General features: G+C 65.3%; 25 protein-coding genes. 11 read left to right on the forward strand and 14 right to left on the reverse strand.

Annotated elements, in window-relative coordinates; translation table 11 throughout:
• Positions 1-135 precede the first annotated feature (135 nt).
• The 3 genes from J4G43_RS48310 to J4G43_RS48320 all read left to right on the forward strand — a co-directional run bounded on the left by J4G43_RS48310 (position 136) and on the right by J4G43_RS48320 (position 6094).
• Positions 136-870: a GntR family transcriptional regulator gene (locus tag J4G43_RS48310; RefSeq protein ID WP_208089079.1), complete on the forward strand. Its 735-nt coding sequence runs from the start codon at positions 136-138 to the stop codon at positions 868-870.
• A 198-nt stretch (positions 871-1068) separates the two neighbouring features.
• A complete protein-coding gene (hemA, locus tag J4G43_RS48315; protein WP_071916882.1) occupies positions 1069-2298 on the forward strand; it encodes a 5-aminolevulinate synthase in 1230 nt (409 codons plus the stop codon).
• 286 nt (positions 2299-2584) lie between these two features.
• Positions 2585-6094: a PAS domain-containing hybrid sensor histidine kinase/response regulator gene (locus J4G43_RS48320; RefSeq protein ID WP_208089080.1), complete on the forward strand. Its 3510-nt coding sequence runs from the start codon at positions 2585-2587 to the stop codon at positions 6092-6094.
• 7 nt (positions 6095-6101) lie between these two features.
• Here the strand turns inward: J4G43_RS48320 and J4G43_RS48325 are convergent, their stop codons facing one another.
• The 4 genes from J4G43_RS48325 to J4G43_RS48340 form a co-directional block, all read right to left on the reverse strand.
• Positions 6102-6926 (reverse strand): SDR family NAD(P)-dependent oxidoreductase, encoded by an 825-nt coding sequence (locus tag J4G43_RS48325; RefSeq protein WP_208089081.1) that lies wholly within the window; start codon positions 6924-6926, stop codon positions 6102-6104.
• A gap of 17 nt (positions 6927-6943) precedes the next feature.
• Complete coding sequence (locus J4G43_RS48330) at positions 6944-7507, reverse strand: cytochrome P460 family protein (protein WP_208089082.1); 564 nt, start codon at positions 7505-7507, stop codon at positions 6944-6946.
• A 72-nt stretch (positions 7508-7579) separates the two neighbouring features.
• A complete protein-coding gene (locus tag J4G43_RS48335; RefSeq protein ID WP_208089083.1) occupies positions 7580-8608 on the reverse strand; it encodes an alpha/beta fold hydrolase in 1029 nt (342 codons plus the stop codon).
• Positions 8609-8644: 36 nt separating this feature from the next.
• Positions 8645-9064 (reverse strand): organic hydroperoxide resistance protein, encoded by a 420-nt coding sequence (locus tag J4G43_RS48340; RefSeq protein WP_166076811.1) that lies wholly within the window; start codon positions 9062-9064, stop codon positions 8645-8647.
• Between the two features lie 200 nt (positions 9065-9264).
• On the opposite strand from J4G43_RS48340, the gene J4G43_RS48345 reads away from it, so the two are divergent.
• Entirely contained in the window at positions 9265-12099 is a 2835-nt protein-coding gene (locus J4G43_RS48345) for an ATP-binding protein (protein ID WP_208089084.1), read from the forward strand.
• A 33-nt stretch (positions 12100-12132) separates the two neighbouring features.
• On the opposite strand, the gene J4G43_RS48350 is transcribed toward J4G43_RS48345, so the two are convergent.
• Positions 12133-12804 carry a response regulator transcription factor gene (locus tag J4G43_RS48350; RefSeq protein WP_208089085.1) on the reverse strand — a complete coding sequence of 224 codons (672 nt, stop codon included), beginning with the start codon at positions 12802-12804 and terminating at the stop codon, positions 12133-12135.
• 343 nt (positions 12805-13147) lie between these two features.
• Between J4G43_RS48350 and J4G43_RS48355 the strand changes: the two genes are divergently transcribed.
• Positions 13148-14773, forward strand: coding sequence for an MFS transporter (locus J4G43_RS48355; protein WP_175627402.1), 1626 nt, complete (start codon positions 13148-13150; stop codon positions 14771-14773).
• A 61-nt stretch (positions 14774-14834) separates the two neighbouring features.
• Here the strand turns inward: J4G43_RS48355 and J4G43_RS48360 are convergent, their stop codons facing one another.
• The 3 genes from J4G43_RS48360 to J4G43_RS48370 form a co-directional block, all read right to left on the reverse strand.
• Positions 14835-15308, reverse strand: coding sequence for a secondary thiamine-phosphate synthase enzyme YjbQ (locus J4G43_RS48360; RefSeq protein WP_208089086.1), 474 nt, complete (start codon positions 15306-15308; stop codon positions 14835-14837).
• Between the two features lie 160 nt (positions 15309-15468).
• The gene (locus J4G43_RS48365) at positions 15469-15987 is read right to left on the reverse strand and encodes a hypothetical protein (protein WP_208089087.1); all 519 of its coding nucleotides are present in this window, start codon (positions 15985-15987) and stop codon (positions 15469-15471) included.
• A 41-nt stretch (positions 15988-16028) separates the two neighbouring features.
• Entirely contained in the window at positions 16029-16271 is a 243-nt protein-coding gene (locus J4G43_RS48370; protein WP_208089088.1) for a hypothetical protein, read from the reverse strand.
• Positions 16272-16346: 75 nt separating this feature from the next.
• On the opposite strand from J4G43_RS48370, the gene J4G43_RS48375 reads away from it, so the two are divergent.
• The 5 genes from J4G43_RS48375 (at position 16347) to J4G43_RS48395 (ending at position 18982) form a co-directional block, all read left to right on the forward strand.
• Entirely contained in the window at positions 16347-16721 is a 375-nt protein-coding gene (locus tag J4G43_RS48375; RefSeq protein WP_063980777.1) for an AtpZ/AtpI family protein, read from the forward strand.
• 112 nt (positions 16722-16833) lie between these two features.
• Positions 16834-17583: a F0F1 ATP synthase subunit A gene (locus J4G43_RS48380; RefSeq protein ID WP_071916889.1), complete on the forward strand. Its 750-nt coding sequence runs from the start codon at positions 16834-16836 to the stop codon at positions 17581-17583.
• Between the two features lie 53 nt (positions 17584-17636).
• On the forward strand, positions 17637-17867 hold the full coding sequence (locus J4G43_RS48385; protein ID WP_007599451.1) for a F0F1 ATP synthase subunit C: 231 nt from the start codon (positions 17637-17639) through the stop codon (positions 17865-17867).
• A gap of 60 nt (positions 17868-17927) precedes the next feature.
• Positions 17928-18491: a F0F1 ATP synthase subunit B family protein gene (locus tag J4G43_RS48390; RefSeq protein ID WP_085402616.1), complete on the forward strand. Its 564-nt coding sequence runs from the start codon at positions 17928-17930 to the stop codon at positions 18489-18491.
• Positions 18492-18496: 5 nt separating this feature from the next.
• Entirely contained in the window at positions 18497-18982 is a 486-nt protein-coding gene (locus J4G43_RS48395) for a F0F1 ATP synthase subunit B family protein (RefSeq protein WP_208089089.1), read from the forward strand.
• Positions 18983-19182: 200 nt separating this feature from the next.
• Here the strand turns inward: J4G43_RS48395 and J4G43_RS48400 are convergent, their stop codons facing one another.
• From J4G43_RS48400 to J4G43_RS48420, 5 genes are all read right to left on the reverse strand, one after another.
• Positions 19183-19839: a hypothetical protein gene (locus tag J4G43_RS48400; protein ID WP_063980773.1), complete on the reverse strand. Its 657-nt coding sequence runs from the start codon at positions 19837-19839 to the stop codon at positions 19183-19185.
• Between the two features lie 119 nt (positions 19840-19958).
• On the reverse strand, positions 19959-20546 hold the full coding sequence (locus tag J4G43_RS48405) for a GNAT family N-acetyltransferase (RefSeq protein WP_208089090.1): 588 nt from the start codon (positions 20544-20546) through the stop codon (positions 19959-19961).
• 39 nt (positions 20547-20585) lie between these two features.
• Positions 20586-21875 carry a M16 family metallopeptidase gene (locus tag J4G43_RS48410; RefSeq protein ID WP_208089091.1) on the reverse strand — a complete coding sequence of 430 codons (1290 nt, stop codon included), beginning with the start codon at positions 21873-21875 and terminating at the stop codon, positions 20586-20588.
• Entirely contained in the window at positions 21872-23290 is a 1419-nt protein-coding gene (thrC, locus tag J4G43_RS48415) for a threonine synthase (RefSeq protein ID WP_208089092.1), read from the reverse strand. Before thrC ends, J4G43_RS48410 begins: the two co-directional genes overlap by 4 nt.
• A gap of 572 nt (positions 23291-23862) precedes the next feature.
• Complete coding sequence (locus tag J4G43_RS48420) at positions 23863-24507, reverse strand: response regulator transcription factor (RefSeq protein ID WP_014498503.1); 645 nt, start codon at positions 24505-24507, stop codon at positions 23863-23865.
• 86 nt (positions 24508-24593) lie between these two features.
• On the opposite strand from J4G43_RS48420, the gene J4G43_RS48425 reads away from it, so the two are divergent.
• Positions 24594-25931, forward strand: a complete 1338-nt coding sequence (locus J4G43_RS48425) for a histidine kinase (RefSeq protein WP_208089093.1) — start codon at positions 24594-24596, stop codon at positions 25929-25931.
• Here J4G43_RS48425 and J4G43_RS48430 read toward each other — a convergent pair whose 3' ends face one another.
• Positions 25932-26297: a nuclear transport factor 2 family protein gene (locus tag J4G43_RS48430; RefSeq protein WP_085402620.1), complete on the reverse strand. Its 366-nt coding sequence runs from the start codon at positions 26295-26297 to the stop codon at positions 25932-25934.
• Between the last annotated feature and the right edge of the window lie 44 nt (positions 26298-26341).

Below are 26341 nucleotides of genomic sequence, written 5' to 3' on the forward strand. Positions count from 1 at the left end.
CGCGTTGCAAAGTACCGGTCGTCAGGCGGCGAAAAGCCGAAGGCAATCCTGTGCGCCTCGTCAGACAAGATGTGCGGCCGCATCAATCGGGCCCAAATGCCGCACTCTCACGAATAGGACGGGCTAGGATGAGGCATGGACACCCTTCCCGACACGACCGCCGAGACGGTGGGCGACAGCGCCTATCGCCGCATCCGCACCGACCTGATCTTCGGCAAGCTGACGCCGGGGCAGAAGCTGAAGCTCGAGCGGATGAGCGGCGCCTACGGCACCAGCATCTCGACGCTGCGCGAGACGCTGAACCGGCTGTGCTCGGAAGGTTTTGTCGTCGCCGAAGGCCAGCGCGGCTTCGAGGTCGCGCCGATCTCGGCGACCGAATTCCAGGAGATCGCTGAGCTGCGCGAGCTGCTCGAGAGCCACATGATCGAGAAGTCGTTCGCGGCCGGCGATCTCGACTGGGAAGCGCACATCGTCTCGGCGCATCACAAGCTCGCGGCGATGGAGCGGATGCTACTGTCAGGCGAGCGATCCGATGCGGAGAGCTGGAAACAGTGCGATTTCCAGTTTCATCGCGCGATCGTCGCGGCCTGCGGCTCGAAGGTGCTGCTCGATGCGCATGCCGCGGTCTATGACCGCTATCTGCGCTACCAGATGATCGCCGTGGTGTTCCGCGGCGAGATGGCGGCGGCCGAGCATCGCGAGCTGAAAGAGCTGGCGCTGAAGCGCGACGCCAAGGGCGCGAACAAGGTGCTGCACACCCACATCCATGATTGCGTGGCGCATGCCTTGCGCAATTCGGATTGGTTAAAGCCGGCGGCCGCCGTCAAGGACGCGCGGAGCGAGCCGCGCAAGAAGGCCAAGGCCGGGTAGACCCGCACCGCCGCCGATGGTGCAAAGCAACATTGCCTCTCGCGCGAACTTGATCGGGATCAAGTTTCAAATCGCACGATAGGGCATTTTGCCCAAATGCTCCCCATGCCCAAATGTGGGATAGCGCATAGACTCTAGAGCTGGAAAAGCTCTAAGAAGATGCGCCCTTTTTGGTCAGTTCCGTCTTAGGTTTTGCCGATGGATTACGCCCAGTTCTTCAATACCGCCCTCGATCGTCTCCACACCGAGCGGCGCTACCGCGTGTTCGCCGATCTCGAACGCATCGCCGGTCGGTTCCCGCATGCGCTCTGGCACTCGCCGAAGGGCAAACGCGACGTCGTGATCTGGTGCTCCAACGATTATCTCGGCATGGGCCAGCACCCGAAGGTGGTCGGCGCCATGGTCGAAACCGCGACCCGCGTCGGCACCGGCGCAGGCGGCACCCGCAACATCGCCGGCACGCATCATCCGCTGGTGCAGCTCGAGGCCGAGCTCGCCGATCTCCACGGCAAGGAAGCGTCGCTGCTGTTCACCTCGGGCTATGTCTCGAACCAGACCGGCATCGCGACCATCGCGAAGCTCATTCCGAACTGCCTGATCCTGTCGGACGAGCTCAACCACAATTCGATGATCGAGGGCATCCGCCAGTCCGCCTGCGAGCGCGTCGTGTTCCGCCACAACGACCTCGCCGACCTCGAAGAGAAGTTGAAGGCCGCAGGTCCGAACCGGCCGAAGCTGATCGCCTGCGAAAGCCTCTATTCGATGGACGGCGACGTCGCCCCGCTCGCCAAGATCTGCGATCTCGCCGAGAAATATGGCGCGATGACCTATGTCGACGAGGTCCATGCCGTCGGCATGTACGGCCCGCGCGGCGGCGGCATCGCCGAGCGTGACGGCGTCATGCATCGCATCGACATTCTCGAAGGTACGCTGGCCAAGGCGTTCGGCTGCCTCGGCGGCTACATCGCCGCCAACGGCCAGATCATCGACGCCGTGCGCTCCTACGCGCCGGGCTTCATCTTCACCACCGCGCTGCCGCCGGCGATCTGCTCGGCCGCGACCGCCGCGATCAAGCATCTGAAGACCTCGAACTGGGAGCGCGAGCGCCACCAGGACCGCGCCGCCCGCGTCAAGGCGATACTCAATGCTGCCGGCCTGCCTGTGATGTCGAGCGACACCCATATTGTGCCGCTGTTCATCGGCGATGCCGAGAAGTGCAAGCAGGCGTCCGACCTGCTGCTGGAACAGCACGGCATCTACATTCAGCCGATCAACTATCCGACGGTGGCCAAGGGCACCGAACGCCTGCGCATTACGCCCTCGCCCTATCACGACGACGGCTTGATCGATCAGCTCGCCGAAGCGCTCCTGCAGGTGTGGGACCGCCTCGGTCTGCCGCTCAAGCAAAAGTCGCTGGCGGCGGAGTAGGCCTGCTTCCACCCTCCCTTGGAGGGAGACGGGGTGGGGTGACAGTCTCTCCACCTCTGACGCTGCTCGTGTGGAAACATCCCCCCCCCCCCGCTCGCGCTTCGCGCGATCGACCCTCCCCCTCCAGGGGAGGGTAAGCGGGATCCGCGTCCGGTCGCACCTTAACGACAACCCCAATTCCCGCCCCGGTAGGGCATTTCGCTGTCGCTTGCGCCCGCCCAACGCGCTAGATTTGCAGGGAAAATGAGTTCGGGCGCCCTCGCGCCCAGGGAGAAGCGCGCTCGCCATGCTGCACGACTGGGGCGTGATCGCTGCCGCCTTCGGCTATATCGGCTTCCTGTTCCTGGTGGCGAGCCATGGCGACCGCCGCTCGCCGGCCGGGCGCGGCCGCGCGTCCGGGCTGATCTATCCGCTGTCGCTCGCGATCTATTGCACCTCCTGGACCTTCTTCGGCTCGGTCGGCTTCGCCACCCGCGCCTCGACCGACTTCCTCGCCATCTATGTCGGCCCGATCCTGATGATCGGGCTCGGCGCCGGCGTCCTGCGCCGCGTGATCCAGCTCGCGAAAGCGCACAACATCACCTCGATCGCCGACTTCATCGGCGCGCGCTACGGCAAGAGCCAGGCGGTGGCGGCAACGGTGGCGCTGATCGCGATCATCGGCTCGGTGCCCTACATCGCGCTCCAGCTCAAGGCGGTCGCCTCCTCGCTCGAAACGATCCTGAGCGAGGACCAGGCGTTCTCCCACATCCCGATCCTCGGCGACATGGCGCTGATGGTGACGCTGGCGATGGCCGCCTTCGCCGTGCTGTTCGGCACGCGGCAGACCGACGCCACCGAGCACCAGCACGGACTGATGCTGGCGGTCGCAACCGAATCCATCATCAAGCTGATCGCCTTCCTCGCCGCCGGCATCTTCGTCACCTTCTGGATGTTCTCGCCACACGAATTGATCGAGCGCGCGATGAGGACGCCGGAGGCGGTGCGCGCCATCAACTATTCGCCCTCGATCGGCAACTTCCTCACCATGACGCTGCTGTCGCTCTGCGCGATCATGCTGCTGCCCCGCCAGTTCCACGTCAGCGTGGTCGAAAACTCCTCGGATGCCGAGGTCAGCCGCGCGCGCTGGCTGTTCCCGTTCTATCTCGTCGCCATCAATTTGTTCGTGATCCCGATCGCGCTCGCCGGCCTCGTCACCTTTCCGTTCGGCGCGGTCGAACCGGACATGTATGTGCTGGCGCTGCCGATGGAGGGCGGCGCGGGACTTCTCAGCGTCGCCGTCTTCGTCGGGGGGCTGTCGGCGGCGACCGCGATGGTGATCGTCGAATGCGTCGCGCTCTCCATCATGGTCTCGAACGACCTCGTGGTGCCATTGGTGCTGCAGCGGCGGCCGGAGGGGCGCACCGGCGGCGCCGATTTCAGCGACTTCCTGCTGCGCTCGCGGCGGCTTGCGATCTTCGCCATCATGGTGATGGCCTATTTCTACTACCGCGCACTCGGCAACACCCAGCTTGCGGCGATCGGCCTGCTCTCCTTTGCCGCCATCGCCCAGCTCGCGCCCAGCTTCTTCGGCGGGCTGTTGTGGCGGCGCGCCACCGCGCGCGGCGCCATCGGCGGCATGCTGGTCGGCTTCGCGGTGTGGCTCTACACGCTGTTCATCCCGAGCTTCATGGATTCCTCGACGGCGGGCGTCCTGCTGCTCCAGCACGGCCCGTTCGGCATCGAGGCGCTACGCCCGCAGGCGCTGTTCGGCGCCGACCTGCCGCCGCTGATGCACGGCGTGATCTGGTCGCTGTCGCTCAACATCCTGACCTATGTGCTGCTGTCGCTGGCGCGGCGGCCGTCCTCGATCGAGCTGGTGCAAGCCGATCTGTTCGTACCCAACACGCTCGCGCCGATCTCCCCGAACTTCCGCCGCTGGCGCACCACCGTCACGGTGCAGGACATCCAGACCACGGTCGCGCAATATCTCGGACCCGACCGCGCCCGGCATTCGTTCGAGGCATTTTCGGTACGGCGCAATGTTCGCCTGGAATCCGGGGCGCCCGCCGATTTCGAGCTGCTGCAGCACGCCGAGCACCTGATCGCCTCTTCGATCGGCGCGGCCTCCTCGCGGCTCGTGATGTCGCTGTTGCTGCGCAAGCGGACGGTCTCGGCGAAAGCGGCGCTGAAGCTGCTCGACGATTCCCACGCGGCGCTGCATTTCAATCGCGAGATCCTCCAGACCGCGCTCAACCATGTCCGCCAGGGCATCGCCGTGTTCGACGCCGATCTGCAGCTGATCTGCTCCAACCGGCAGTTCGGCGATCTCCTGAACGTGCCGCCGCATTTCATCCAGTTCGGCACGCCATTGCGTGAAATCCTGGAATTCATGGGTGTGAGCGAGCCGGACAATCCGGTCGAGCGCGAAGCCATGCTGGAGCGGCGGCTCGCGGCTTACACCACCGACGGCGAGCCTTATCTCGAGCGCCTGCCCGACCGCCACATGGTGATCGAGATTTTGACCAACCGCATGCCCGGCGGTGGCTTCGTCATCACCTTCACCGATGTCACCCCCACGTTCGAGGCCGCCGAAGCACTTGAGCGCGCCAACGCGACGCTCGAAAAGCGGGTGCGCGACCGCACCGAGGAGCTGACCCGGCTGAATTCCGAGCTGGCGCTGGCCAAGAGCGCGGCCGAGGACGCCAGCATCTCCAAGACGCGATTCCTGGCGGCAGCCAGCCACGACATCCTCCAGCCCCTGAACGCGGCGCGGCTGTATGTCACCAGCCTGGTCGAACGCCAGCACAGCGGCGAGGAGACGCGGCTGGTCGAGAACATCGACGAATCGCTCCAGGCGATCGAGGAGATCCTCGGTGCACTGCTCGACATATCGCGGCTGGATGCCGGCGCGATGACGACCTCGATCTCGAGCTTCAAGATGGCCGATTTGATGCGCTCGCTGGAGATCGAGTTTGCACCGATCGCACGTGCCAAGAACCTCGAGCTCGCCTTCGTGCCCTGCTCGCTGCCGGTCGAGTCCGACCGGCTGTTGCTGCGGCGCCTGCTCCAGAACCTGATCTCCAACGCGATCAAATACACCCCGCGCGGACGCGTGCTGGTCGGCTGCCGCCGCCAGGGCCCTTCGCTGAAAATCTGCGTCTACGACACCGGCGTCGGCATCCCGCCGGTCAAGCGCGGCGAGATCTTCAAGGAATTCCACCGCCTCGAACAGGGCGCGCGGATCGCCCGCGGCCTTGGACTCGGCCTCTCGATCGTCGAGCGTCTTGCACGCGTGCTCAAGCACGGCATCGCCATCGACGGCAACAAGAGCGGCGGCTCGGTCTTCTCCGTGACTGTGCCGACAGCCAAGGCGATCACCCACACCGCTGCCGTCACCAGCGCGACGCCGCTGGCGCGTAGGCCGATCTCGGGCGCCCTCATCGTCTGCATCGAGAACGATGCGGCGATCCTCGACGGCATGCGCACGCTGCTGAAGGCCTGGGACGCCGAGGTGATCGCGGTCGCCGACCCCGAGGGCGCGATCGCCGCGATCGAAGGCGCGGGCCGCCGCGTCACCGGCCTGCTGGTCGATTATCACCTCGACCGCGGCAACGGCATTGCCGCCATCCGCGACATCCGCCGCCGCTTCGGCGACGGCATCCCCGCGATCCTGATCACCGCCGACCGCAGCCCCGCGGTGCAGGTCGCCGCGCGCGAGGAAAATGTCGCGGTGCTCAACAAGCCGGTGAAGCCGGCCTCGCTCCGCGCCCTGCTGGGACAGTGGCGCACGCAGCAGATGGTGGCGGCGGAGTAAAACGCCGTCAGTAGTCGGTCGATATGCTAAGTGCGCGCCACTTCTCCAGCTCGTCGAGGCGTTGCCGGTCCGTCGCCGCGATGGCGTTTACGGCGTCGCTGCCGAGCGCGATCCGCAGCGGCGGGCTATCCATGTCAACGAGCTTCAGCACGACGGCGGCGGCCTTCGCCGGATCGCCCGGCTGGCGGCCATCATAATCGCGCTGCATCCTGACGGCCGCGCCAACGACGGCATCGTACTCCGCCCGCCCTTCGCCGGTCGCATGCGCTGACTGCGCAAAGCCCGTGCGGAAGCCGCCGGGTTCGACGATCGTCACGTGCACGCCGATCAACGCCATCTCGCGTGCCAGCGATTCCGAAAAGCCCTCGATGCCCCATTTCGCGGCCGAGTAGGCCGCGCGTGCGGGAGCTCCGATCCGTCCGCCGACGGATGAGAATTGCACGATATGCCCGCGGCGCTGCCGGCGCAGCACGGGGATCGCCGCCTTGGTGACGATGATGGTGCCGAGCAGATTGACCTCGATCTGCTGACGGAACGAGGCCAGGCTCGTGTCCTCGACCGATCCGAGATCGCCATAGCCGGCATTGTTCACGACCACATCGACGCCGCCGAATGCCTCCACGGCGAGGCCGATGGCCGCTTGCGCGGCCGCCTCGTCAGTCACGTCGAGCGTTGCGAGCCGCAGTCTTTCCTCAAAGCGTTCCCGCAGCGGTTCGAGCGGACCGAGATTCCTGGCAGTGGCAACCACCCGGTCACCCGCCGCAAGCGCGGCTTCCGTGATGGCGCGTCCGAGCCCGCGCGAGCTGCCGCTGATGAACCAGATCTTTGACACGGTGGGCTCCTGACCGCTCAAGGCGCAAGCCGGGTGAAGACGTAGTCGTGGCTCTTGGCGCGGGCGTCGTGGCAGGTGAAGCAGGTGCGGTGCTGTGCCTCGTCGACCGGCTTGCCATTGATGAAGCGGCCGAACCCCCAGCCGCCGGTGGACGCATATTTCCTGGAATCCTTGACCATCACCTGCACCGTGGTGGCCGCGCCGGGAATCGTCGCGGATGCGAATTCCGGCGACTGTTTCCGTTTCCAGGCGCGCTTGACCAGAATGGTGCCATCGGGGAACGGAAGCTTGCCGGCCTGATAAGCGTCGATTGCCGTCTGGTTGCCGACAACGGCGCGAAGCTCGTCGAGTGGCGCCGCCTCCTCGGCGGGCGCGATCAGCTCCCACTGCTTGTAACCCGCAGGAATCGTGACGCCGAAGATCGGCGAGGCGTCCGCCGCATTGCCTTGCACCGGCCCCTCCGCAAGAGCGATCGAGACCAGATAGGGCACGCAAGTCAGGAGAACGACGAGAAGGAGCGCGGCAAGCGTGATAGCCGTCGCATACGAGCGCGTCTTCTTTTCAGGTTCGATGGACGTCATGACGTTCCTTCATGCTGGGATCGCGGCATAGCCTCGGTCCAGCCGCGCTGGACCGAGGCATCGAATGAACGCTCAGGCGCCGTCGGCGTCGATGACGGCCTTGGCGAAGGCTTGCGGCGCTTCCTGCGGCAGATTGTGGCCGATGCCGCCGGTGATCAGGCGAAAGTCGTACCGGCCTGAGAACTTCTTGGCGTAGGCGCTGGGGTCGGGGTGCGGCGCACCGTTGGCGTCGCCCTCCATCGTGATCGTCGGGACGCTGATCACCGGAGCTGCAGCGAGCTTCTTTTCGAGCTCCTCGTATTTGGCTTCGCCCTGGGCGAGCCCGAGCCGCCAGCGGTAATTGTGGATCGTGATGGCGACATGATCCTTGTTGTCCAGCGCCGCCGCGCTCCGGTTAAAGGTCGCGTCGTCGAACTTCCATTGCGGCGAGGCGAGCTTCCAGATCAGTTTTGCGAAATCATGCGTGTACTTCTCGTATCCGGCGCGGCCGCGCTCGGTCGCGAAATAGAACTGGTACCACCATTGCAGCTCGGCCGACGGCGGCAGCGGCGCGTTGCCCGCGGCCTGGCTGGAGATCAGATAGCCGCTGACCGACACCAGCGCACGGCAGCGATCCGGCCATAACGCAGCGATGATATCGGCGGTGCGCGCGCCCCAGTCGAAGCCGGCGATAACAGCCTTCTTGATGTCGAGCTTGTCCATCAGCGCGATGACGTCGACGGCCATGGCCGCCGGCTCGCCGTTGCGCGGCGTCTCGCTGGAAAGGAAGTGCGTGGAGCCGTAGCCGCGCAGGTACGGGATGATCACGCGATAGCCGGCCTTTGCCAGGATCGGCGCGACATCGACGAAGGCGTGAATGTCGTAAGGCCAGCCGTGCAGCAGGATTGCGACAGGACCGTTCGACGGGCCGGCCTCGGCATAGCCGACATTGAGAACGCCGGCGTCGACCTGCTTGATCGGACCGAACGACGCATTCGATGCGGACGACTTCGGCGCGTCCGTTTCGGCCCGGGCGAGGTCGATCACGCCGAGACCGACGGCGACGGTTCCCGCGGCGACGCCGAAAAATTTTCGGCGGTGCTGGTCGATGATCTGTTTCATGGTGGTGCTACCTTGTTGATGGTTGATGATGGTGCGTCAGATCAGCGCGACCGTGACGTCGATATTGCCGCGGACGGCCTTGGAATAGGGGCAGGTCTGGTGCGCCTCATCGACGATGCCGCGCGCGATCTCGCGATCGAGTCCCGGCAGGCTGACGTTGAGGCGTGCGCTAAGCGAATAGGCGCCCTCGTCGAGCACGAGATCGATCTCCGCATCGATCGCGCATTTCCGGGGAAGCTCGATCTTGCGCTTGCGGGCCGCGATCTCCATCGCGCCTTCGAAGCAGGCCGACCAGCCGGCCGCGAACAATTGCTCGGGATTGGTGCCGATGCCGGTGCCGCCCGGCGGCGACAGCTTGACATCGAGGCGGCCGTCGGAGCTGCGCGATATGCCGTCGTGCCGTCCGCCGCCGGTATGGGTCCTGGCCGTGTAGAGCAGTTTTGCCGCTTGCGTCATGAAGGTCTCCTTGCCGTCGCGCAACTGACTAGCAGCGGCCGCGGCAGGACACCCGTTTGGACTTGTGAGAAGTTGTGAGGCCCCGGCGCGCAGCCCCGCCACGAGGCCTGCATCAGCGGTCTGATGCCGATGCAGGTGCGGCCTTGCCGGATTGCGATCATCTGGCTATCCGGTCCGTTAGAAAGGACCAAGATTTCGCCATGACCGAGCCGGCCGGCACCGCAACGGGAACCCTATCGTTCGGGCCATTCACCGTGACATCGCATGAAAGGCTCGTGATGCGCGACGGCGTCGCGCTGCCGCTCGGCGCGAAGGCCTTCGACACGCTGATTGCACTGATGTCGCGGCCGAACGAGGTCGTCAGCAAATGGGATCTGATGGCACTGGTGTGGCCCGGCATGGCCGTCGAGGAAGCCAATCTGCGCTTTCACGTCGCAGCCTTGCGCAAGGCGCTCGGCGACGGCAAGGACGGCGCCCGCTACATCACCACGCTCTCCGGCCGCGGCTATTGCTTCGTTGCGCCGATCTCGAAGGCGGAAATCGCGGCAGAGCGGCGTCCCGCGCAGCGGACGGAATTACCACCCGTCAAGCTGCCGAACCGGCTGCAACGGATGGTCGGGCGCGACGATGCGGTCGCCGCCGTCTCCAACAAGCTCATCGGCTCGCGCTTCGTCACGATCGTCGGTCCGGGCGGCGTCGGCAAGACCGCCGTTGCGGTGGCGATCGCGCACGACCTGCTCGAGACTTTCTCCGACGCCGCGCATTTCGTCGACCTCGCCGCGCTCAGCGATCCCGATCTCGTGATCACCTCGATCCTGCTGATGCTGGGCTTGGCGGCGCAGACCGACGATCCCCTGCCGGCACTGCTCGCGCATCTCGGGGACAAGCGGATGCTGCTGATCCTCGACAATTGCGAGCACGTCATCGCCGCCGCAGCGCCGCTGGCAGCCGAAATCTTTCACGCCGCGCCTCATGTCCATATCCTCGCCACGAGCCGCGAAGCCCTGCGCGTCGAGGGCGAGCAGGTTTATCGATTGGCGCCGCTCGCCGTTCCGCCTGACAATCCCGGGCTGACCGCGGCTGCCGCACAGACCTATCCTGCCCTTCAGCTCTTCCTCGAACGTGCCATGGCCGGCGGCGCGCAGATCGCGCTCGACGATGCCAATGCCGCGATCGTCGCCGGGATCTGCCGCAAGCTCGACGGCATGGCGCTGGCGATCGAGCTCGCCGCCGGCCGGGTCGAAGCCTACGGCCTGGAGCAGACGGCCGCATTGCTCGACGAACGCCTCAATCTGCTCTGGCAGGGCCAGCGCACCGCGCCGCCGCGACAGAAGACGTTGCAAGCGACGCTGGACTGGAGCTACGGGCTCCTGTCCGACACCGAGCGCCTCGTGCTGCGCCGGCTTGCCGTCTTCGCCGGTCACTTCACCATCGACGCCGCGCTCGAAATCGTGCCGGACGAGCGCGTCGACCGCTCGCGCCTGTTCGATGCCATCGACAGCCTGGTCGCCAAGTCGATGGTCGCGCCGCGACCGGTCGGCGCCATGATGCGCTACCGTCTGCTCGACACGACGCGCGCCTATCTGCTCGAGATCGAGCCGAACGAGACCGCGCTTGCCGCCCGCCACGCGACCTACTACCGGCGATGGCTGGAGCAGGCCGGCACGACATGGGCGACGGTGCCGAGCGCCGACGAACGCGCGATCCATTTCTCCGCGCTTCACAACGTGCGCGCCGCGCTGGACTGGTGCTTCGGCACGGGCGGCGATGCCGGCATCGGCATTGCGCTCGCCGCCGCGGCGGCTCCGATCTTTCTCGCGATGTCGCTGCTGATCGAATGCCGGCGCTGGTCGGAACGGGCGCTGCTTGCGATCGATCCGCCCTCGCGCGGCAGCGCCGAGGAAATGCACATCCAGGCCGCCCTCGGATTGACCTTGATGTTCACGCGTGGCGGCAGCGAGGCTGCGCGTGCCGCCCCGAGCCGGAGCCTGGCGATCGCCGAGGCGCGCGGCGACGCGCCGAACCAGCTCCAGCTGCTCGGCCGCATGCACATCTTCCACGAGCGGATGGGACAGTTCGACGCCGCGCTCGGTTATGCGCAGCAGAGCCTCACGGTCGCCGAGACGCTCGGCGATGCCGCCGCCATCGCCCTCGCCCATTCGCTGCTGGGTGTCTCGCTGCATCTGGCCGGCGAGCATCGCGACGCACTGAGCATGCTGGAGGCCGCCTGGCACGGGCCGGGCACGGAGCGGATCAGCACGGTCCACGGCTTCGATCACCGCAACCGGGCCGGCATCTCGCTCGCGCGCGAGCTTTGGTTGCAGGGCCGGCCGGCGGATGCGCGGCAACTGGCGCGGCAGACGGTCACCGAGGCCGCGCAGATGGACCATCCGATCACGCTCTGCATCGCGCTGATCTGGGCGGTCTCGATCGATCTCTGGAGCGGGGATCTCGACGGCGCGGAAGAGAACCTCGACCGCTTCATCGCACATGCCGAAACACGCTCGATGGGCCCTTATCTCGCGGTCGGCCGCGGCGTCAAAGGCGAGCTGGCGATCCGGCGCGGCGACGCCGCTGGCGGCGTCGAGACGATACGGGCCTGTCTGCGCGAGCTCCACGACGCCGGCTACGAGCTGCTCACCACGACTTTCAACATCGCACTCGTGCATGGCTTGCTGGCGCTCGGGCAGATCGAGCGGAGCGCGCGCTTGATCGACGACGCGATCGGCCTCGTCGAGCAAGGCGGCGATCATCTCTACATGCCCGAGCTGCTGCGCATGAAGGGCAAGGTGTTGCTGTCACTGCCGCAGCCGAACCGTGGAGAGGCCGAAAACCACCTGATGCAGTCGTTGGAACTGAGCCGTCGCAACGGTGCAAAAGCCTGGGAGCTGCGGGCTGCGATCGATCTCGCCGAGGTCCTCGCTGAACGTGGCCAGTGCGAGGAAGCGAAGCGGTTGCTTCAATCGGCACTCGAGGGCTTTGCCGAGGGCTCCGAGACTGCGGATATCAGGGCCGCCAAGAGGCTCCTGGGGTGACACAGGTCGACAGTGCGCGCCGGAACGACGGGCTTATCCCGTCGGGGTGCCCTGCTTCCACTGGCCGCCGGCGATCTTCGCCGCGGCAATCACCGCCTGGGTGCGGCTCTCGACGCCGAGCTTTTGCAGGATCGCCGAGACATGCGCCTTGATAGTGGCTTCGGAGACGCCGAGCTCGTAGGCGATCTGCTTGTTGAGCAGCCCTTCCGACAGCATCATCAAGACCCGGACCTGCTGCGGCGTCAGCGTCACCAGGCGGTCGCGCAGGCGCGTCATGTCGGGATCGGCGGCGGCCGATAGATCGGTGTCGCTGGGAACCCAGACGTCCCCCTCCATCACCTTGAGGATCGCGTCGCGCAAGGTCTCGACGCCGAATCGCTTCGGGATGAAGCCGGAGGCGCCGAAATCGAGCGAGCGGCGAATCGTGGCGCTGTCGTCGGAGGCCGAGACGATCACCACCGGGATGGCCGGATACTGCGCACGCAGATAGATCAGCCCTGAAAAGCCGGAGATCCCGGGCATCGAGAGGTCGAGCAGGACCAGATCGACGTCGGATGTCTGTTCCAGCAGCTTGGTGAGATCCTCGAACGATCCGGCCTCGTCGATCCTGGCCGAGGTCAGGACGCCCGCCACCGCTTGCCGCAACGCGTCGCGGAACAGGGGATGGTCATCGGCAATGACGAGATGGGTCGAAGGAGCGCTCATCGTTCTCTTGCTGGCATTCACACCGGGCCAGTAGGCCGGCCCGGAGCCTTGGTCAATTCTTTCCCGACCGGCCGTGGCATGCAAGTGGGCATTATCCCTTTGCGGGAACGGGGTTAACCCATGGTCGAGCGCGATCGTGCCGGATTGAAAGGTCCACGGCGTCAGGTGCGCGTCAGTGCGCAAGGCCGAAAGTCGTATTGGGGCGGGTTTCACGCCGATGTTACCTTGGAGCCAAGACCTGGGTTGATCCGGCATGACCGGGTATCCGGGGCGCGAGGAAACGCATTTCGGGGAGCGACTCAACATGTCGACAATGGCTGTGTCTCAAGCGGGCGCGGGAGGAATGACGAAGGACGAACGGTTCGTCATTCTCGCCTCCTCGCTCGGTACCGTCTTCGAGTGGTACGACTTCTACCTCTACGGTTCGCTGGCCGGCATCATCGGCGCGCAGTTCTTCTCGGCCTATCCGCCGGCAACCCGCGACATCTTCGCGCTGCTGGCCTTCGCCGCGGGCTTCCTCGTCCGTCCGTTCGGCGCCATCGTGTTCGGACGCGTCGGCGACATCGTCGGCCGCAAATACACCTTCCTCGTCACCATCCTGATCATGGGTCTGTCGACCTTCATCGTCGGCCTGCTGCCCAATGCGGCGACCATCGGCATCGCGGCCCCGATCATCCTGATCGCGCTGCGCCTCGCCCAGGGCCTGGCGCTCGGCGGTGAATATGGCGGTGCGGCGACCTATGTCGCGGAGCACGCGCCGAACGGCAAGCGCGGCTACTACACCTCGTTCATTCAGACGACGGCCACGCTCGGCCTGTTCCTGTCGCTGCTGGTGATCCTGTTCACCCGCAGCGCGATCGGCGAGGCCGATTTCGCGGCCTGGGGCTGGCGCATCCCGTTCCTGGTCTCGGTGCTGCTGCTCGGCATCTCGGTCTGGATCCGGCTCCGCCTCAGCGAATCCCCGATCTTCCAGAAGATGAAGGACGAGGGGAAGAGCTCGAAGGCGCCGCTGACGGAAGCCTTCGGCAACTGGCAGAACGGCAAGCTCGTTCTGCTCGCGCTACTCGGCGGCGTGATGGGCCAGGGCGTGGTCTGGTACACCGGCCAGTTCTACGCGCTGTTCTTCCTGCAATCGATCCTGAAGGTCGACGGCTATACCGCCAACCTGCTGATCGCCTGGTCGCTGCTGCTCGGCACCGGCTTCTTCATCGTGTTCGGCGTGCTCTCCGACAAGATCGGCCGCAAGCCGATTATCCTCGGCGGCTGTCTGATCGCGGCGCTGACCTTCTTCCCGATCTTCAAGATGATCACCACCAACGCCAACCCGGCGCTGGAAAAGGCGATCGAGTCGGTCAAGGTCGACGTGGTGGCGGATCCCGCGGGTTGCGGCGACCTGTTCAACCCGGTCGGCACCCGCGTCTTCAGCGCGCCCTGCGACACCGCACGCGCCTACCTGTCGGGCGCGTCGGTCAAGTACTCGACCTCTTCCGGCCCGGCCGGCTCCGGCGTGAAGGTGGTGGTCAACGGCAAGGACATCGCCTACGCCAACGCCAAGGACGGCAATCCCGCGCTGCTCGCCGCAGTGCAGGCAGCCGGCTATCCGAAGCCGGGCGATGCGGGCATCGTGAAGATGTCGCATCCGTTCGACATCTTCCGTCCGCAGGTGGCCGCGACCGTCGGGCTGCTGTTCATCCTGGTGATCTTCGTCACCATGGTGTACGGCCCGATCGCCGCGATGCTGGTCGAACTGTTCCCGACCCGCATTCGCTACACCTCGATGTCGCTGCCCTACCACATTGGTAACGGCTGGTTCGGCGGCCTGCTGCCCGCGACCGCGTTCGCGATCGTGGCCTCGACCGGCGATATCTATGCGGGTCTCTGGTATCCGGTCATCTTCGCATCGATTACCGTCGTGATCGGCTTCTTCTTCCTGCCCGAGACCAAGGACGTCGACATCAAGGCGACCTGATCGACAGCACCGATCGACACACGAACCGGCCGCGGTCTCCGCGGCCGGTTTTGTTTTGGGATCAGTGATTGCTGCCGATGAATTGCAGCACCACCTCGCGCCGGTGCGGGCGCTTGCGGTGCTCGATCAGGTAGATCGCCTGCCACGTACCGAGCGCGAGCTTGCCGTTCAGGATCGGGACCTGAAGCGAGGTCTGCGTCAGCATGGTCTTGACGTGCGCCGGCATGTCGTCCGGTCCCTCGGTGTCGTGGGTCCAGCCGGCGTTCTCAGGCGCGAGCCGCGACAGTGCCGTGGTGAGATCGACGAGCACGGACGGATCGGCGTTCTCCTGGATCGTCAGCGACGCCGAGGTGTGCCGGATGAACAGCGTCAGCGCGCCATCGCGCGCCTGAACCTCATTGATGAACTTCGCGGCTTCGCTGGTGAGATCGGTGAAGCCGCGGCCGGGCGTCTGCACGGTCAGCAGTGACGATGCGACGGTGGTGACTTGCACCGACGATGGCGCCGAGCGCGTGACGGATTTGCCTGATGTCATGATATGTCTCGATTGATCGAACACTGCCGTAGGGTGGGCAAAGGCGCGTAGCGACGTGCCCACGTCTTCTTACGTCACGGTGGAAACGAGGTGGGGACGGCGCAAGAACGCTTTTGCCCACCCTACGGCAGCTCAACGCATGGATAACGCGAAGGGGTCCTCAAATCTTCCCCGAGACGTCCTTCTGCACGCGGTTGGCCATGTCGATCAGCCGGCGCCAGGCCTTTTCCAGGAACGACATCACCCGATCGACATCCTGGTCGCTGGGCAGCGGAATCTCGATCTTGCGGTCTCCCTCGGCGACCTTCGGGTCCTTCTTGAGCGGATCGGATTTCGGCATCGCCTCGTCGATCTTGCCTGAGACGGTCGGCCCCGCCGCGATCTGCCCCTTCAGCTTCTCGACTTCGGCCTGGAGCCGGCCGATCTCGGCGTCGAGCGCGGTGCGTTCGTCGGGCACCGCGTAACAGGCCCAGCCCGCGCCGTTCTTGGTGCAGGTCGATACCGTGCCGGTGCGGGTGTCGAGCCGCAGCACGCCCTCGGGGATGGGCGTCATGCTGTAGCGGCCGTTTTCGCTGTCGGGCGCGGACTGTGCGGCAACGAGGCCGCCGCCGATGGTCATCACCGCGGCGAATACCGCCGCTGCAAGCCATGATGCTGTGGATGAATTTGCTGGTCTCATCGCGCTCTCCGCCATGGCGCTTCTGCGGCTTCTCTTCAATTCTACACCCCGGCGAGGCGATCTGCCGCCCAAAACGCGCCACCGATATCAACGATCGCGGCAATCCCTTTGATCCCGCCAGCAGGACGAAATGGTGGTCGCATCCGCCGATCATGAAGAGAGCTGCTGCGGTGCGGCGTCACGCTGTGTGCAGCGTTGCCGCGCGCGCCAATATCATGAAGTAAATCAGATACATAATAGAACGCGACGCAATCGTGACTTGGCTTGACTTGATTATGGGCCATCAGTATGGTCCGCGCGGCTTTTGAGGGTGGCGGGCGTAATTTCCATTCAGCCGCGGCGTTTCGGGTCTTCGTTGCATGACACAGGGCACGGGACACGGCGAGAATGGGGATCGCGATAGATCGTCCGAGGAAGCTGCGCTTTCCGAACGGCTCGGGAATCTTGATCAGCGGTTGTCCGAATTCCGGGACCGACGAATCAAGACCGAGCAACCCGCAGGTGACGGTGAAGACAGAGCGGCCAGAGCTTCGGCGATGGCGCTTGGTTTCCGGTTATCCTCCGAGTTGGTCGCCGGGGTCGTTGTCGGAGCGGGGATTGGCTGGGGTTTCGACCGCTTGCTGTCGACGTCGCCTTTCGGATTTATCGTGTTCCTGCTGCTGGGCTTCGTGGCCGGCGTGGTGAATGTGGTGAGAACGGCAGGCGCGGGTCAAAACAGGCGCGGTGATTCTTAAGCGATCCGCACCAACAGAGGAATGATCGTGCCGGCTATGCCGGTACGGGCCGGCCCGGCCGGCAGACCGAGACCCGCCGGCATTGCCCGGCAGACCAAGAGATGCCGCGCTGATGAAAATCGACCCGATCCACCAGTTCAACATCGAGCCTCTCTTCACCCTGGGCCATATCGGCAATCACACGATCGCCTTCACCAATTCGTCGCTCTACATGCTGGTGGCGGTGGCGATCATCTCGTTCCTGATGCTTGCCAGTGGCACGCAGCTGGTTCCCGGGCGCCTCCAGTCGGTCGCCGAGATCTCCTACGAATTCGTCGCCTCGACCATCCGTTCGACGGCCGGCGCGGAAGGCATGAAGTTCTTCCCGCTGATCTTCTCGCTGTTCATGTTCATCTGCGTCTCGAACCTGGTCGGCATCATCCCCTATACCTTCACGATCTCGAGCCATCTGATCGTGACGGCCGCGCTCGCGCTTTTGGTCTTCTTCACCGTGTTGATCTACGGCGTTGCCAAGAACGGCCTGAAATTCTTCTCGATCTTCGTGCCTCACGGCGTCCCCGGCTACATCCTGCCGCTGGTGATGTTCATCGAGATCCTGTCGTTCTTCCTGCGGCCGGTCTCCCACAGCGTCCGTCTGTTCGCCAACATGCTGGCCGGCCACATCGCGCTCAAGGTTTTCGCGGGCTTCGTCGCCATGCTCGGCTTCTCGCTCGGCGCGCTCGGCTGGGTCGGCGGCGTGCTGCCGCTGGCGCTCACGGTCGCGCTGTACGCTCTCGAGATTCTGGTCGCGTTCCTGCAGGCCTATGTGTTTGCGATCCTGACCTGCATCTACCTGAACGACGCCATTCATCCGGGACACTGAGCGGTCCGGGGAATTTCCACCCACAACCCAATCTTTCTTCCAAGGAGTCTAAAATGGATCCGGCAGCAGCAAAACTTATCGGCGCGGGCATCGCATGCATCGGCATGGGCGGCGCGGGCGTCGGCGTGGGCGTGATCTTCGGCAACTACCTTGCCGCAGCCGTTCGCAATCCGTCGGCCGCTCAGGGCCAGTTCGGCAACCTGATCTTCGGCTTCGCCGTGACCGAAGCGCTTGGCATTTTCTCGCTGCTGATCGCGCTGCTGCTGCTGTTCGTTCCGCTCTGAGGACGATGTTTCGCGCCGCTTCGACCGAAGCGGCGCGCATGACGGCAACAGGAGTATTCCATGGCTGAGAGTCATGGCGGGGCGAAAAGTCCGGCGGCGGGCGCCCACACCGAGTCCGAAGGCGGTCACGGTGGCGGTTTTCCGCCTTTCGAGAGCGGCACCTATGCTTCACAGCTGGTGTCACTCGCGATCTTCTTCGTCGCGCTTTACGTGATCGTGTCCAAGCTCGCTCTGCCGCGCGTCGGCGGTGCGATCGAGGCACGTCAAAACAAGATCGAGGGTGACCTCGCCGAAGCGCAGAAGCTGAAGGACCAGTCCGACGCGGCGCTGAAGGCCTATGAGGGTGAGCTTGCTTCGGCACGTTCGCGCGCGCAGGCGATCGGCAACGAATCCCGCGACAAGGCGAATGCGCAGGCGGAAGCCGAGCGCAAGGCGCTTGAAGAGCAACTGGCGGTCAAGCTCGCCGAGGCGGAAAAGACCATCGCCTCGACCCGCACGACGGCCATGAGCAACGTCCGCGGCATCGCGGCCGATGCGGCAGGCCAGATCGTGCAGCAGCTCACCGGTATCGTTCCGGACGCAGCCTCGGTCAGCACTGCCGTTGACGCGTCCTTGAAGGGTTAGTCGATATGTTCTTCGATCCTGAAACCTGGGTCGCCATCGCCTTCGTGATCCTGATGGTCCTGTTCGGCTATCTCGGGGTCTTCAAGAAGGTGACGACTGCGCTCGACCATCGCGCCGACCGCATCAAGGCCGAGCTCGACGACGCGACGCGCCTCAAGCAGGAAGCGGCCAAGGTGCTCGCCGACTACAAGGCGCGCAGTGCCACGGCCGAGCGCGAGGCTGCCGACATCATCGCCAACGCCAAGTCCGAAGCCGAGCGCATCGCGACCGAGGCCAAGGCGAAGATGGAAGACTTCGTCGCCCGCCGCACCAAGACCGCGGAGAGCAAGATCGCGCTCGCCGAGGCCCAGGCGGTGGCCGATGTCCGCGCCGCAGCCGCGGAAGCCGCCGTCCAGGCCGCCTCCACGATCCTGTCGCAGTCGGTCAAGGGCCAGGTCGCCGATGACCTGCTCGCCAAGGGCATCAACGAGGTTCGGCGGAAGCTGAACTGAGGGGCTTTGCCTTCATCAATCAAAAAGCCGGCGCGCGAGCGCCGGCTTTTTTGTTGGGCAGGCCTGTAGCCGCAAATCAGGTGTCATCACCCGCGAAGGCGGGTGATCCAGTATTCCAGAGACAGCAATGGGATACGGAGAAGCCGCGGCGAACTGGATGCCCCGCCTTCGCGGGGCATGACAGCGAAGCTTGTGGTTACCTATTTCTTCTTCGGCCTTGCCTTCGGCTCGGGCGAGAGCGCCTGCGGGTCGAAGCCGACATAAAAGATGTAGGAATCGGCGATCTTGGCCGAGGGCACCGGATAGGCCAGATCCTCGGCGATGAAGGTGAAGGGCACGCTGCCGCCCTCCGACATCTCGACCGTGGTCCGGTAGGCCTTCGAGGCGATCACCTTCTCACCGACGCCGCCCTGCACCACGGCAATGCGCAAGGGCACCTCGACGGTCGCAGGCGCACCGGCGGGACCGGCGATGACACGGCCCTGGATGCCGATCCGGGCCGTGATATCGCCGCCATTCCGGGTACATTCACGCGCCATCTTGGTGATCGTGGCCTGGAAGCGGATCTCATTGCCGACGGCCGGCTTGCCGGCGGCGCCGACCGCATAGGTCGAGGCCCCGGCGCGCACCGTGACCTGCGGACAATCGACGTCGTCATCGGCCGCCGGCTGGCCGGGCGCGGGCGCCGGCTTGGGCTGGGCCGGCTCGTCGGACTTGCCGCCGAACAGGCTCTTGAAGCGGTCGGTGAGCGACTGGGCCGCCACCGGCGAGACGGCGGCGAGCGCAACCGACAACGCCAGCGCGATCCCCGTACCCCGCCGCAACGCATTCCGCGATGACCGAAGCTTCTTCACCATCAACGCCCATACTCCATGACCATCCTCCAGCCGATCGCCGGCCGGCCAGCGGTTTATATCGCCAAAATCGGCGAACCCAAGGCAGCAAACAAGGAGACTTTGGCAGCACGAGCGGCAGCTCAGCCGCGGAAATCCTCGTGCAGCAGGCCGAACAGCAGGTGGTCCTGCCAGACCCCGTTGATGCAGAGATAGCGGCGCGCCAGGCCCTCGCGGGAGAAGCCGCACTTCTCCAGCACCCGGATCGACGACGCATTGGTCGGGATGCAGGCGGCCTCGACCCGGTGCAGATTGAGCTCCCCGAACAGCGTCGGCAGCAACACCCGCAGCGCCGCCGTCATGTAGCCGCGATGGGCATGAGGCTTGCCGACCCAGTAGCCGATGGTGCCGGCCTGGACGATGCCACGGCGGACATTGGCGAGCGTGATGCCGCCAACCATGGCGCCATCGAGCTCACGGAAGATCAGGAAGGGATAGGAGCGGTCCGCGGCGATGTCCTCGGAATAGCGCCGCAGGCGGCGGCGGAAGCCGGACCGGGTCAGGTCGTCGGACGGCCAGATCGGCTCCCAGGGCGTCAGGTAATCGCGGCTGGACTCGCGCAAATGGGCCCACTGTATGAAGTCCGACATCTGCGGTGCGCGCAGCAATAGCCCGTTGCCGCGCGGCGCGAGGGCGGCGGGTCCACTGGATGGCAGGCGAAACAGGGCCATGGTGATGCTTCCCGGGGCAGATCAGCCCGTGCGCGGCTCCTAATGCAGCCGCGCCTTGGCACGTGCCCGGGTCAATCCTTCCGCAAAAGACACCGCCGTGTCCAGACCCCTGCCACTGCCCAATGCGACAACTGCAGGGCGGCTCCGCGAAAGCAGCGCACGCGCGGCATCCCGGGTCGATTCGACGCTGACGGCGTCGATCCGGGCCACCAGTTCCTCGACCGTCTGCGGCCGGCCATAGGCCAGCACATGCCGGGCCAGCTGCTCGGCGCGGGACGAGCAGCTCTCCAGCGCCATCAGGAGGCCCGCCTTCATCTGCGCCTTGGCCCGCGCGATCTCGGCCTCGGTCAGCGTCTCCACCGAATCATTCATGATGTCGACCACGACCTCCATCATCTCCGGCGCGTCGGCCGGATCGGTGCCGGTGTAGAGACCAAAGAAGCCCGTGTCGGTGTAGGGCGCGTGGAACGAGTAGATGGAGTAGCAGAGGCCGCGCTTCTCGCGCACCTCCTGGAACAGCCGTGACGACATCCCGCCGCCGAGGATGTTGGTGAAGACCTGGAGCGAGAACAACGACAGATCGCTCTGCGGCACGCCTTCCAGCGCCAGCGTCAGATGCGCCTGCTCGAGCTCGCGATGCACCACCTTGGCGCCGCCCTTGCCGAACTGAGCGGCTTGCGGCTTCGGACCCGGCGTCCCTTCGAAGCTCGCAAAGCACTTCTCGACCTCGGCGACGACCTGCTTGTGATTGACCGCGCCGGCTGCCGCCACGACCATGTCGGGGCCGCGATAATGCGTCGACAGATAGCCGCGCAGCATGTCGCGATTGAAGGTGCGCAGGGTCTTGGCGGTGCCAAGCAGCGAGCGGCCCATCGGCTGGTCGGGATAGCAGAGCTCGTTGAGATGCTCGAACACGACGTCGTCGGGCGTGTCCTGCGCGGCACCGATCTCCTGCACGATGACGTTCTTCTCGCGCTCGAGCTCGTCGGGCTCGAAAGCGGGATTGGCGAGGATGTCGGCGAGCACGTCGAGCGCGAGCGGCACGTCGGCCTTCAGCACCCGCGCATAATAGGACGTGGTCTCGGTCGAGGTGCCGGCATTGAGGTCGCCGCCGACCGCCTCGATCTCCTCGACGATCTCGCGCGAGGAGCGCTTGGTCGTGCCCTTGAACGCCATGTGCTCGAGCAGATGCGAGATGCCGTGCTCGTTCGGCTTCTCGTCGCGCCCGCCAACGCCGGCCCAGACGCCGAGCGCCGCGGTCTCAAGATGGGGCATCTCGTCGGTGACGACGGTCAGGCCGGAGGCAAGCTTGGACATCTCGACACTCATCCGGCAACTCCCTGTTTTGCGGCCCGGCTGACCGACAGCACGAACCGCTCGACCTCGGCCTGATCGTTCTTCATCACCTTCATGTGTTCGGATTTGGTCATGAGACCGTCGAGCCAGGCGGGCAATTGCGGCCGCTGGCCGCAGGCTGCCTCGACCGCATCGGGGAATTTGGCCGGATGGGCGGTGGAGAGCACGATGCTCGGCACCGTCGTGTCGGTGGTGTCGCGGTCGGCGACAGCAAGCGCGACCGCGGTATGGGGATCGACCAGCTCGCCCGCCTCGCGCCAGGCGGCGCGGATCGCGGCTGCGGTTTCGGTCTCATCGGCCCGGCCGGCGTCGAATTCTTCACGGATTGCGGCCAGCATCGCGTCAGGCAACACGAAGCGCCCCGACTGCTTCAGCGAGTCCATCAGACGGCGCACGCCGGCCGCATCGCGCCGGCCGGCCTCGAACAGCAGCCGCTCGAAATTCGAGGAGATCTGGATGTCCATCGATGGCGACGCGGTGGCATGCACCTCGCGCACCTCGTAGATCCCGGTCTTGAGCGTGCGCGCCAGGATGTCGTTGACGTTGGCGGCGATGCGCAGCGTGCGCACCGGCAGCCCCATGCGCTTGGCGACATAACCGGCAAAGATGTCGCCGAAATTTCCGGTCGGCACGACGAAATCCACCGTGCGCGCCGGCGTGCCGGCGGCGACGGCGGAGGTGAAGTAGTAGACCACCTGGGCGACGATGCGCGCCCAGTTGATGGAATTGACGCCGGAGAGCGAGGTCGCATCGCGGAAGCGATGGTTGTTGAACATCCCCTTCACGAGCGCCTGGCAGTCGTCGAAATTGCCCTCGATGGCGAGTGCATGGACGTTGGCCGCGCCCGTCGTCGTCATCATCCGCCGCTGCACATCGGAGATGCGGCCGTTCGGAAACAGCACGATGAGATCGACATTCTCCAGGCCCGCGAACGCGTCGACCGCGGCGCCACCGGTGTCGCCGGAGGTCGCGACCACGATGGTGGTGCGCTGGCCGCGCTTGGCGAGCACGTGGTCCATCAGCCGCGAGATCAGCTGCATCGCCACGTCCTTGAAGGCGAGCGTCGGGCCGTGGAACAGCTCCAGCACGAATTGATGCGGCGTCATCTGGCGCAGCGGCACCACCGCCGGATGGCGGAAGGTGGCATAGGCCTCGTTCGCCATGCGGCCGAGTTCGGCATCCGAAATCTCGCCGCCGGCGAACGGACGGATCACGTCGACTGCGACCTCCCAATAGGGGCGGCCGAAGAAGCCAGCGATGGCCTCGGTCGAGAGCTGCGGCCAGGTCACCGGCACATACAGGCCGCCGTCACGGGCAAGCCCAGTCAGCATCACGTCGCAGAAGCCGAGTTCTGGGGCCTCGCCCCGGGTCGAGATATAGCGAGTCAAACTGCCCTCCAAAGGCCGGCCGGCCTTGAGCCAGATCCATAAGCCTTTGATTTCATGAAACTACTTGTTAACGGCCAGAGGCGCCGGGCCACCATAAAGTGTTTTGCGGCATCGGGAAACCGCTTCCCGCCTGTGCCCCGCTCAACGAAAAAGGGCTGCGGCGATGCCGCAGCCCTCTCTTGGAAGGTCTGTCGTTGATATGTGCAGACCCGGTTTGCCTCGTGCGGGTTGCCGGCCCGCCAAAACTGTCGGCCAAGTTCTCGGCGCCCATCACGAAATCGTCAAGAGCCAAAACGGCGGGGGCAAGAAAATGTTCCTATTTTTCCCGGCGCGGTTCGCGTTTGCAAAGGCATTCCTGCGAGCGCCCGCGCGCCATTGCTTCTTTTTCCCGCAATTTCGGGGGTTCAGGAACGAATATCACGCCGGCCCATTGTGTCGGCGGATGGTGTCGGCGCTGTCCATGCATTGCCCGGCTACGCGCCGAGACCCGATCCGCCCAGCCGGACCGGCTGCATCCTGGAGCAGCCGGTCCGGTGCCGGGCGCCAGTGCGCGGGCCGGCAGTGCCCGGGCGTCAGCTCATCCCGATTTCGACCGCGATCCTGATCAGGTCGGAATGGTTCTTGGCGCCGAGCTTCTGCTTGAGCAGGGACGTGGTGTTGGCAACCGTCTTGTAGGAGATGCCGAGCGCCTCGGCGACCTCGACGATCTTGTCGCCACGGCCAAGCAGGCGGAGAATTTCGAGCTCCCGCGGCGTCATCTGCGAGGCCGGATTGGCCTTGATCGCCGCACCGGAGAACGTGACCGCCTCCGCGAGCTGCGGCGAGATGAAATTGTCGCCGGCGACCACCTTGCGCACCGCCTTGAGCAGAATCCGGGGATCGTCGCCCTTGGAGACATAGCCCTGCGCGCCAAGCTCGACCGCCCGCACCACGAAGGCCGGATCGTCGTTCATGCTGAACATGATGATCTTGGCATCAGGGTCGTCCTTGCGGATCCGCCGCATCAGCTCGAAGCCGGAGACGTCGGGCAGGCTGATGTCGATGACGGTGACGTCGGGCCGCTTGCTGATATAGGCGCGATGCCCGGATTTGGCGTCGGTCGCCTCGTCGATACGGATCGAGTGGTCGGACGCGAAAAGGGTGCGGCATCCTGACAGCACCACGGGATGGTCGTCGACGATCAGAACTCGGGTCGCTGGTTTGGCGGTATCTTGCATCGCGCGCTCTCTTGTTTTTCGACTCATAGACCGGCGGGAACAAATGGAAAGAGCAAATCCCGTCAATGCGCGTTAGAATTGACCTAATGTGGCAGCGGCTCTCATTCAGAACACAATTGTTTCTTCCCCTCGGCTTGAGCTTCCTCGCCGCGCTGGTCATGGGCGGCGTGCTGCTCCAGACCTTCGCGGCAGGGCAGCTTGCCGACGAGAATGAGCCGGGCCGACGCTCGACCCGGACGGTCGCCGAGGCGCTCAACAACAGCCTGAGGGCCTCGGACGACCCGCGGAAGATACTCGATGCATTTGTCCATTCTTTGGACAGCTCCTCGGATATTCGATTCCGTTCAATGGAAGCAGGTCCCGCGCCCTCTCCAAAGGACGGCCTGCGCGATCTGCATGGCGTGCCGCATTGGTTCGTGGACCTGATCGCCATCCCGGAGATGGACGCGGCATCTCCCGTCATCATCGACGGCAGGCGCGTCGGCGACATCGTGTTCATGCCGGACCTGTCAGCCGATCTGTTCGAGAAATGGGTCGGCTTCCTGGCGCTGACGAGCCTCATCGCCGTGCTGATGATGCTGACCGGGACCATTGCCTATCTCTTTGCGGGATCGGTGCTGCGTCCCCTGCAAGATCTCGGCGCGGGCCTCACGCGAATCCGGCGCGGCGATTATGCAACGCCTATCCCGGTCGCAGGACCGCAGGAGATCCGGCAGAGCTGCGAGGAAGCCAATGCGCTGGCGATGACGCTCGCGCAATTGAGTCAGGATAATCGCGACCTGTTGCACCGCCTGGTGTCGCTCCAGGACGACGAGCGGCGCGATCTCGCGCGCGAGCTGCACGACGAGCTCGGCCCGCTGCTGTTCGGCATCCGCGCCAGCACGATCGCGCTGAGCGAGGCCTTGCCGGCGGGAAATCTCGGCAATCCGGCGCAGGAGGTGATGCGATCCGTCGAAGCGCTCCAGCAGACCAACCGCCGCATCCTCGACCGGCTGCGGCCGCTCTACATCGAGGAATTGGGGCTCGAGACCAGCGTGCAGACGCTGCTCCAGAACTTTCGCAGACAGGCGCCGCATATCAGCCTGACGGTCACGATCGATCCTGGCCTGAACGAGATCGACCGACCGCTGGCCCAGACCGTCTATCGCCTGATCCAGGAGGCGCTGACCAACGTGCTGCGCCACGCCGGGGCGAACAATGTCCATGTGCTGGCGACCATGGCCGGCAAGGTGCTCACGATTGAGATCTCCGACGACGGCGGCGGCTTTCCCGCCGACAACGTCTTCGGCCGCGGCCTGACGGGCATGCACGAGCGCGTGCGCGCGCTCAGCGGATCGCTGTCACTGCTGCGCGCCGACGAGCGCACCTATGTACGCTGTCGCCTGCCGGTCGAGACGGCGCGGGACGAGCCGGCTGCCGGCTAGCTAGCACGCACCATCGGCATGCGGAGTCTGCTCCGCCGGCTCGCACATGGTGCTGTAGATCTTGCCTTCGGGACTGAAGCGAAACGAGGCGTGGATACGCAGCGAGCCCGCGACGGAATATTCGAGATCGATGCCATGCGGCACCGGATTGATCTCCTCCAGACCGAAGCCTGCCGACGAGAACGTGCTGAGCCGCGGTCCCCAGTAGGTTTCGAGCTCGCGCCGCCCGCGATAATGTCGCTTGCCGTTGCACATGCATTCGACCCGGGCGTCGTCCGCATAGAGATCGAGGAGCGTCGCGAGGTCGCCCTTCCGGCAGGCGTCCACCCAGTCGACGACAATTCCCATCTGGTCGAAATCGCTCACACCAAAATCCTGTCTGCCGCGAAAAATTTGCGTGCGGCTTAGGA

The organism is Bradyrhizobium barranii subsp. barranii (assembly GCF_017565645.3).
GTDB lineage: Bacteria > Pseudomonadota > Alphaproteobacteria > Rhizobiales > Xanthobacteraceae > Bradyrhizobium > Bradyrhizobium barranii.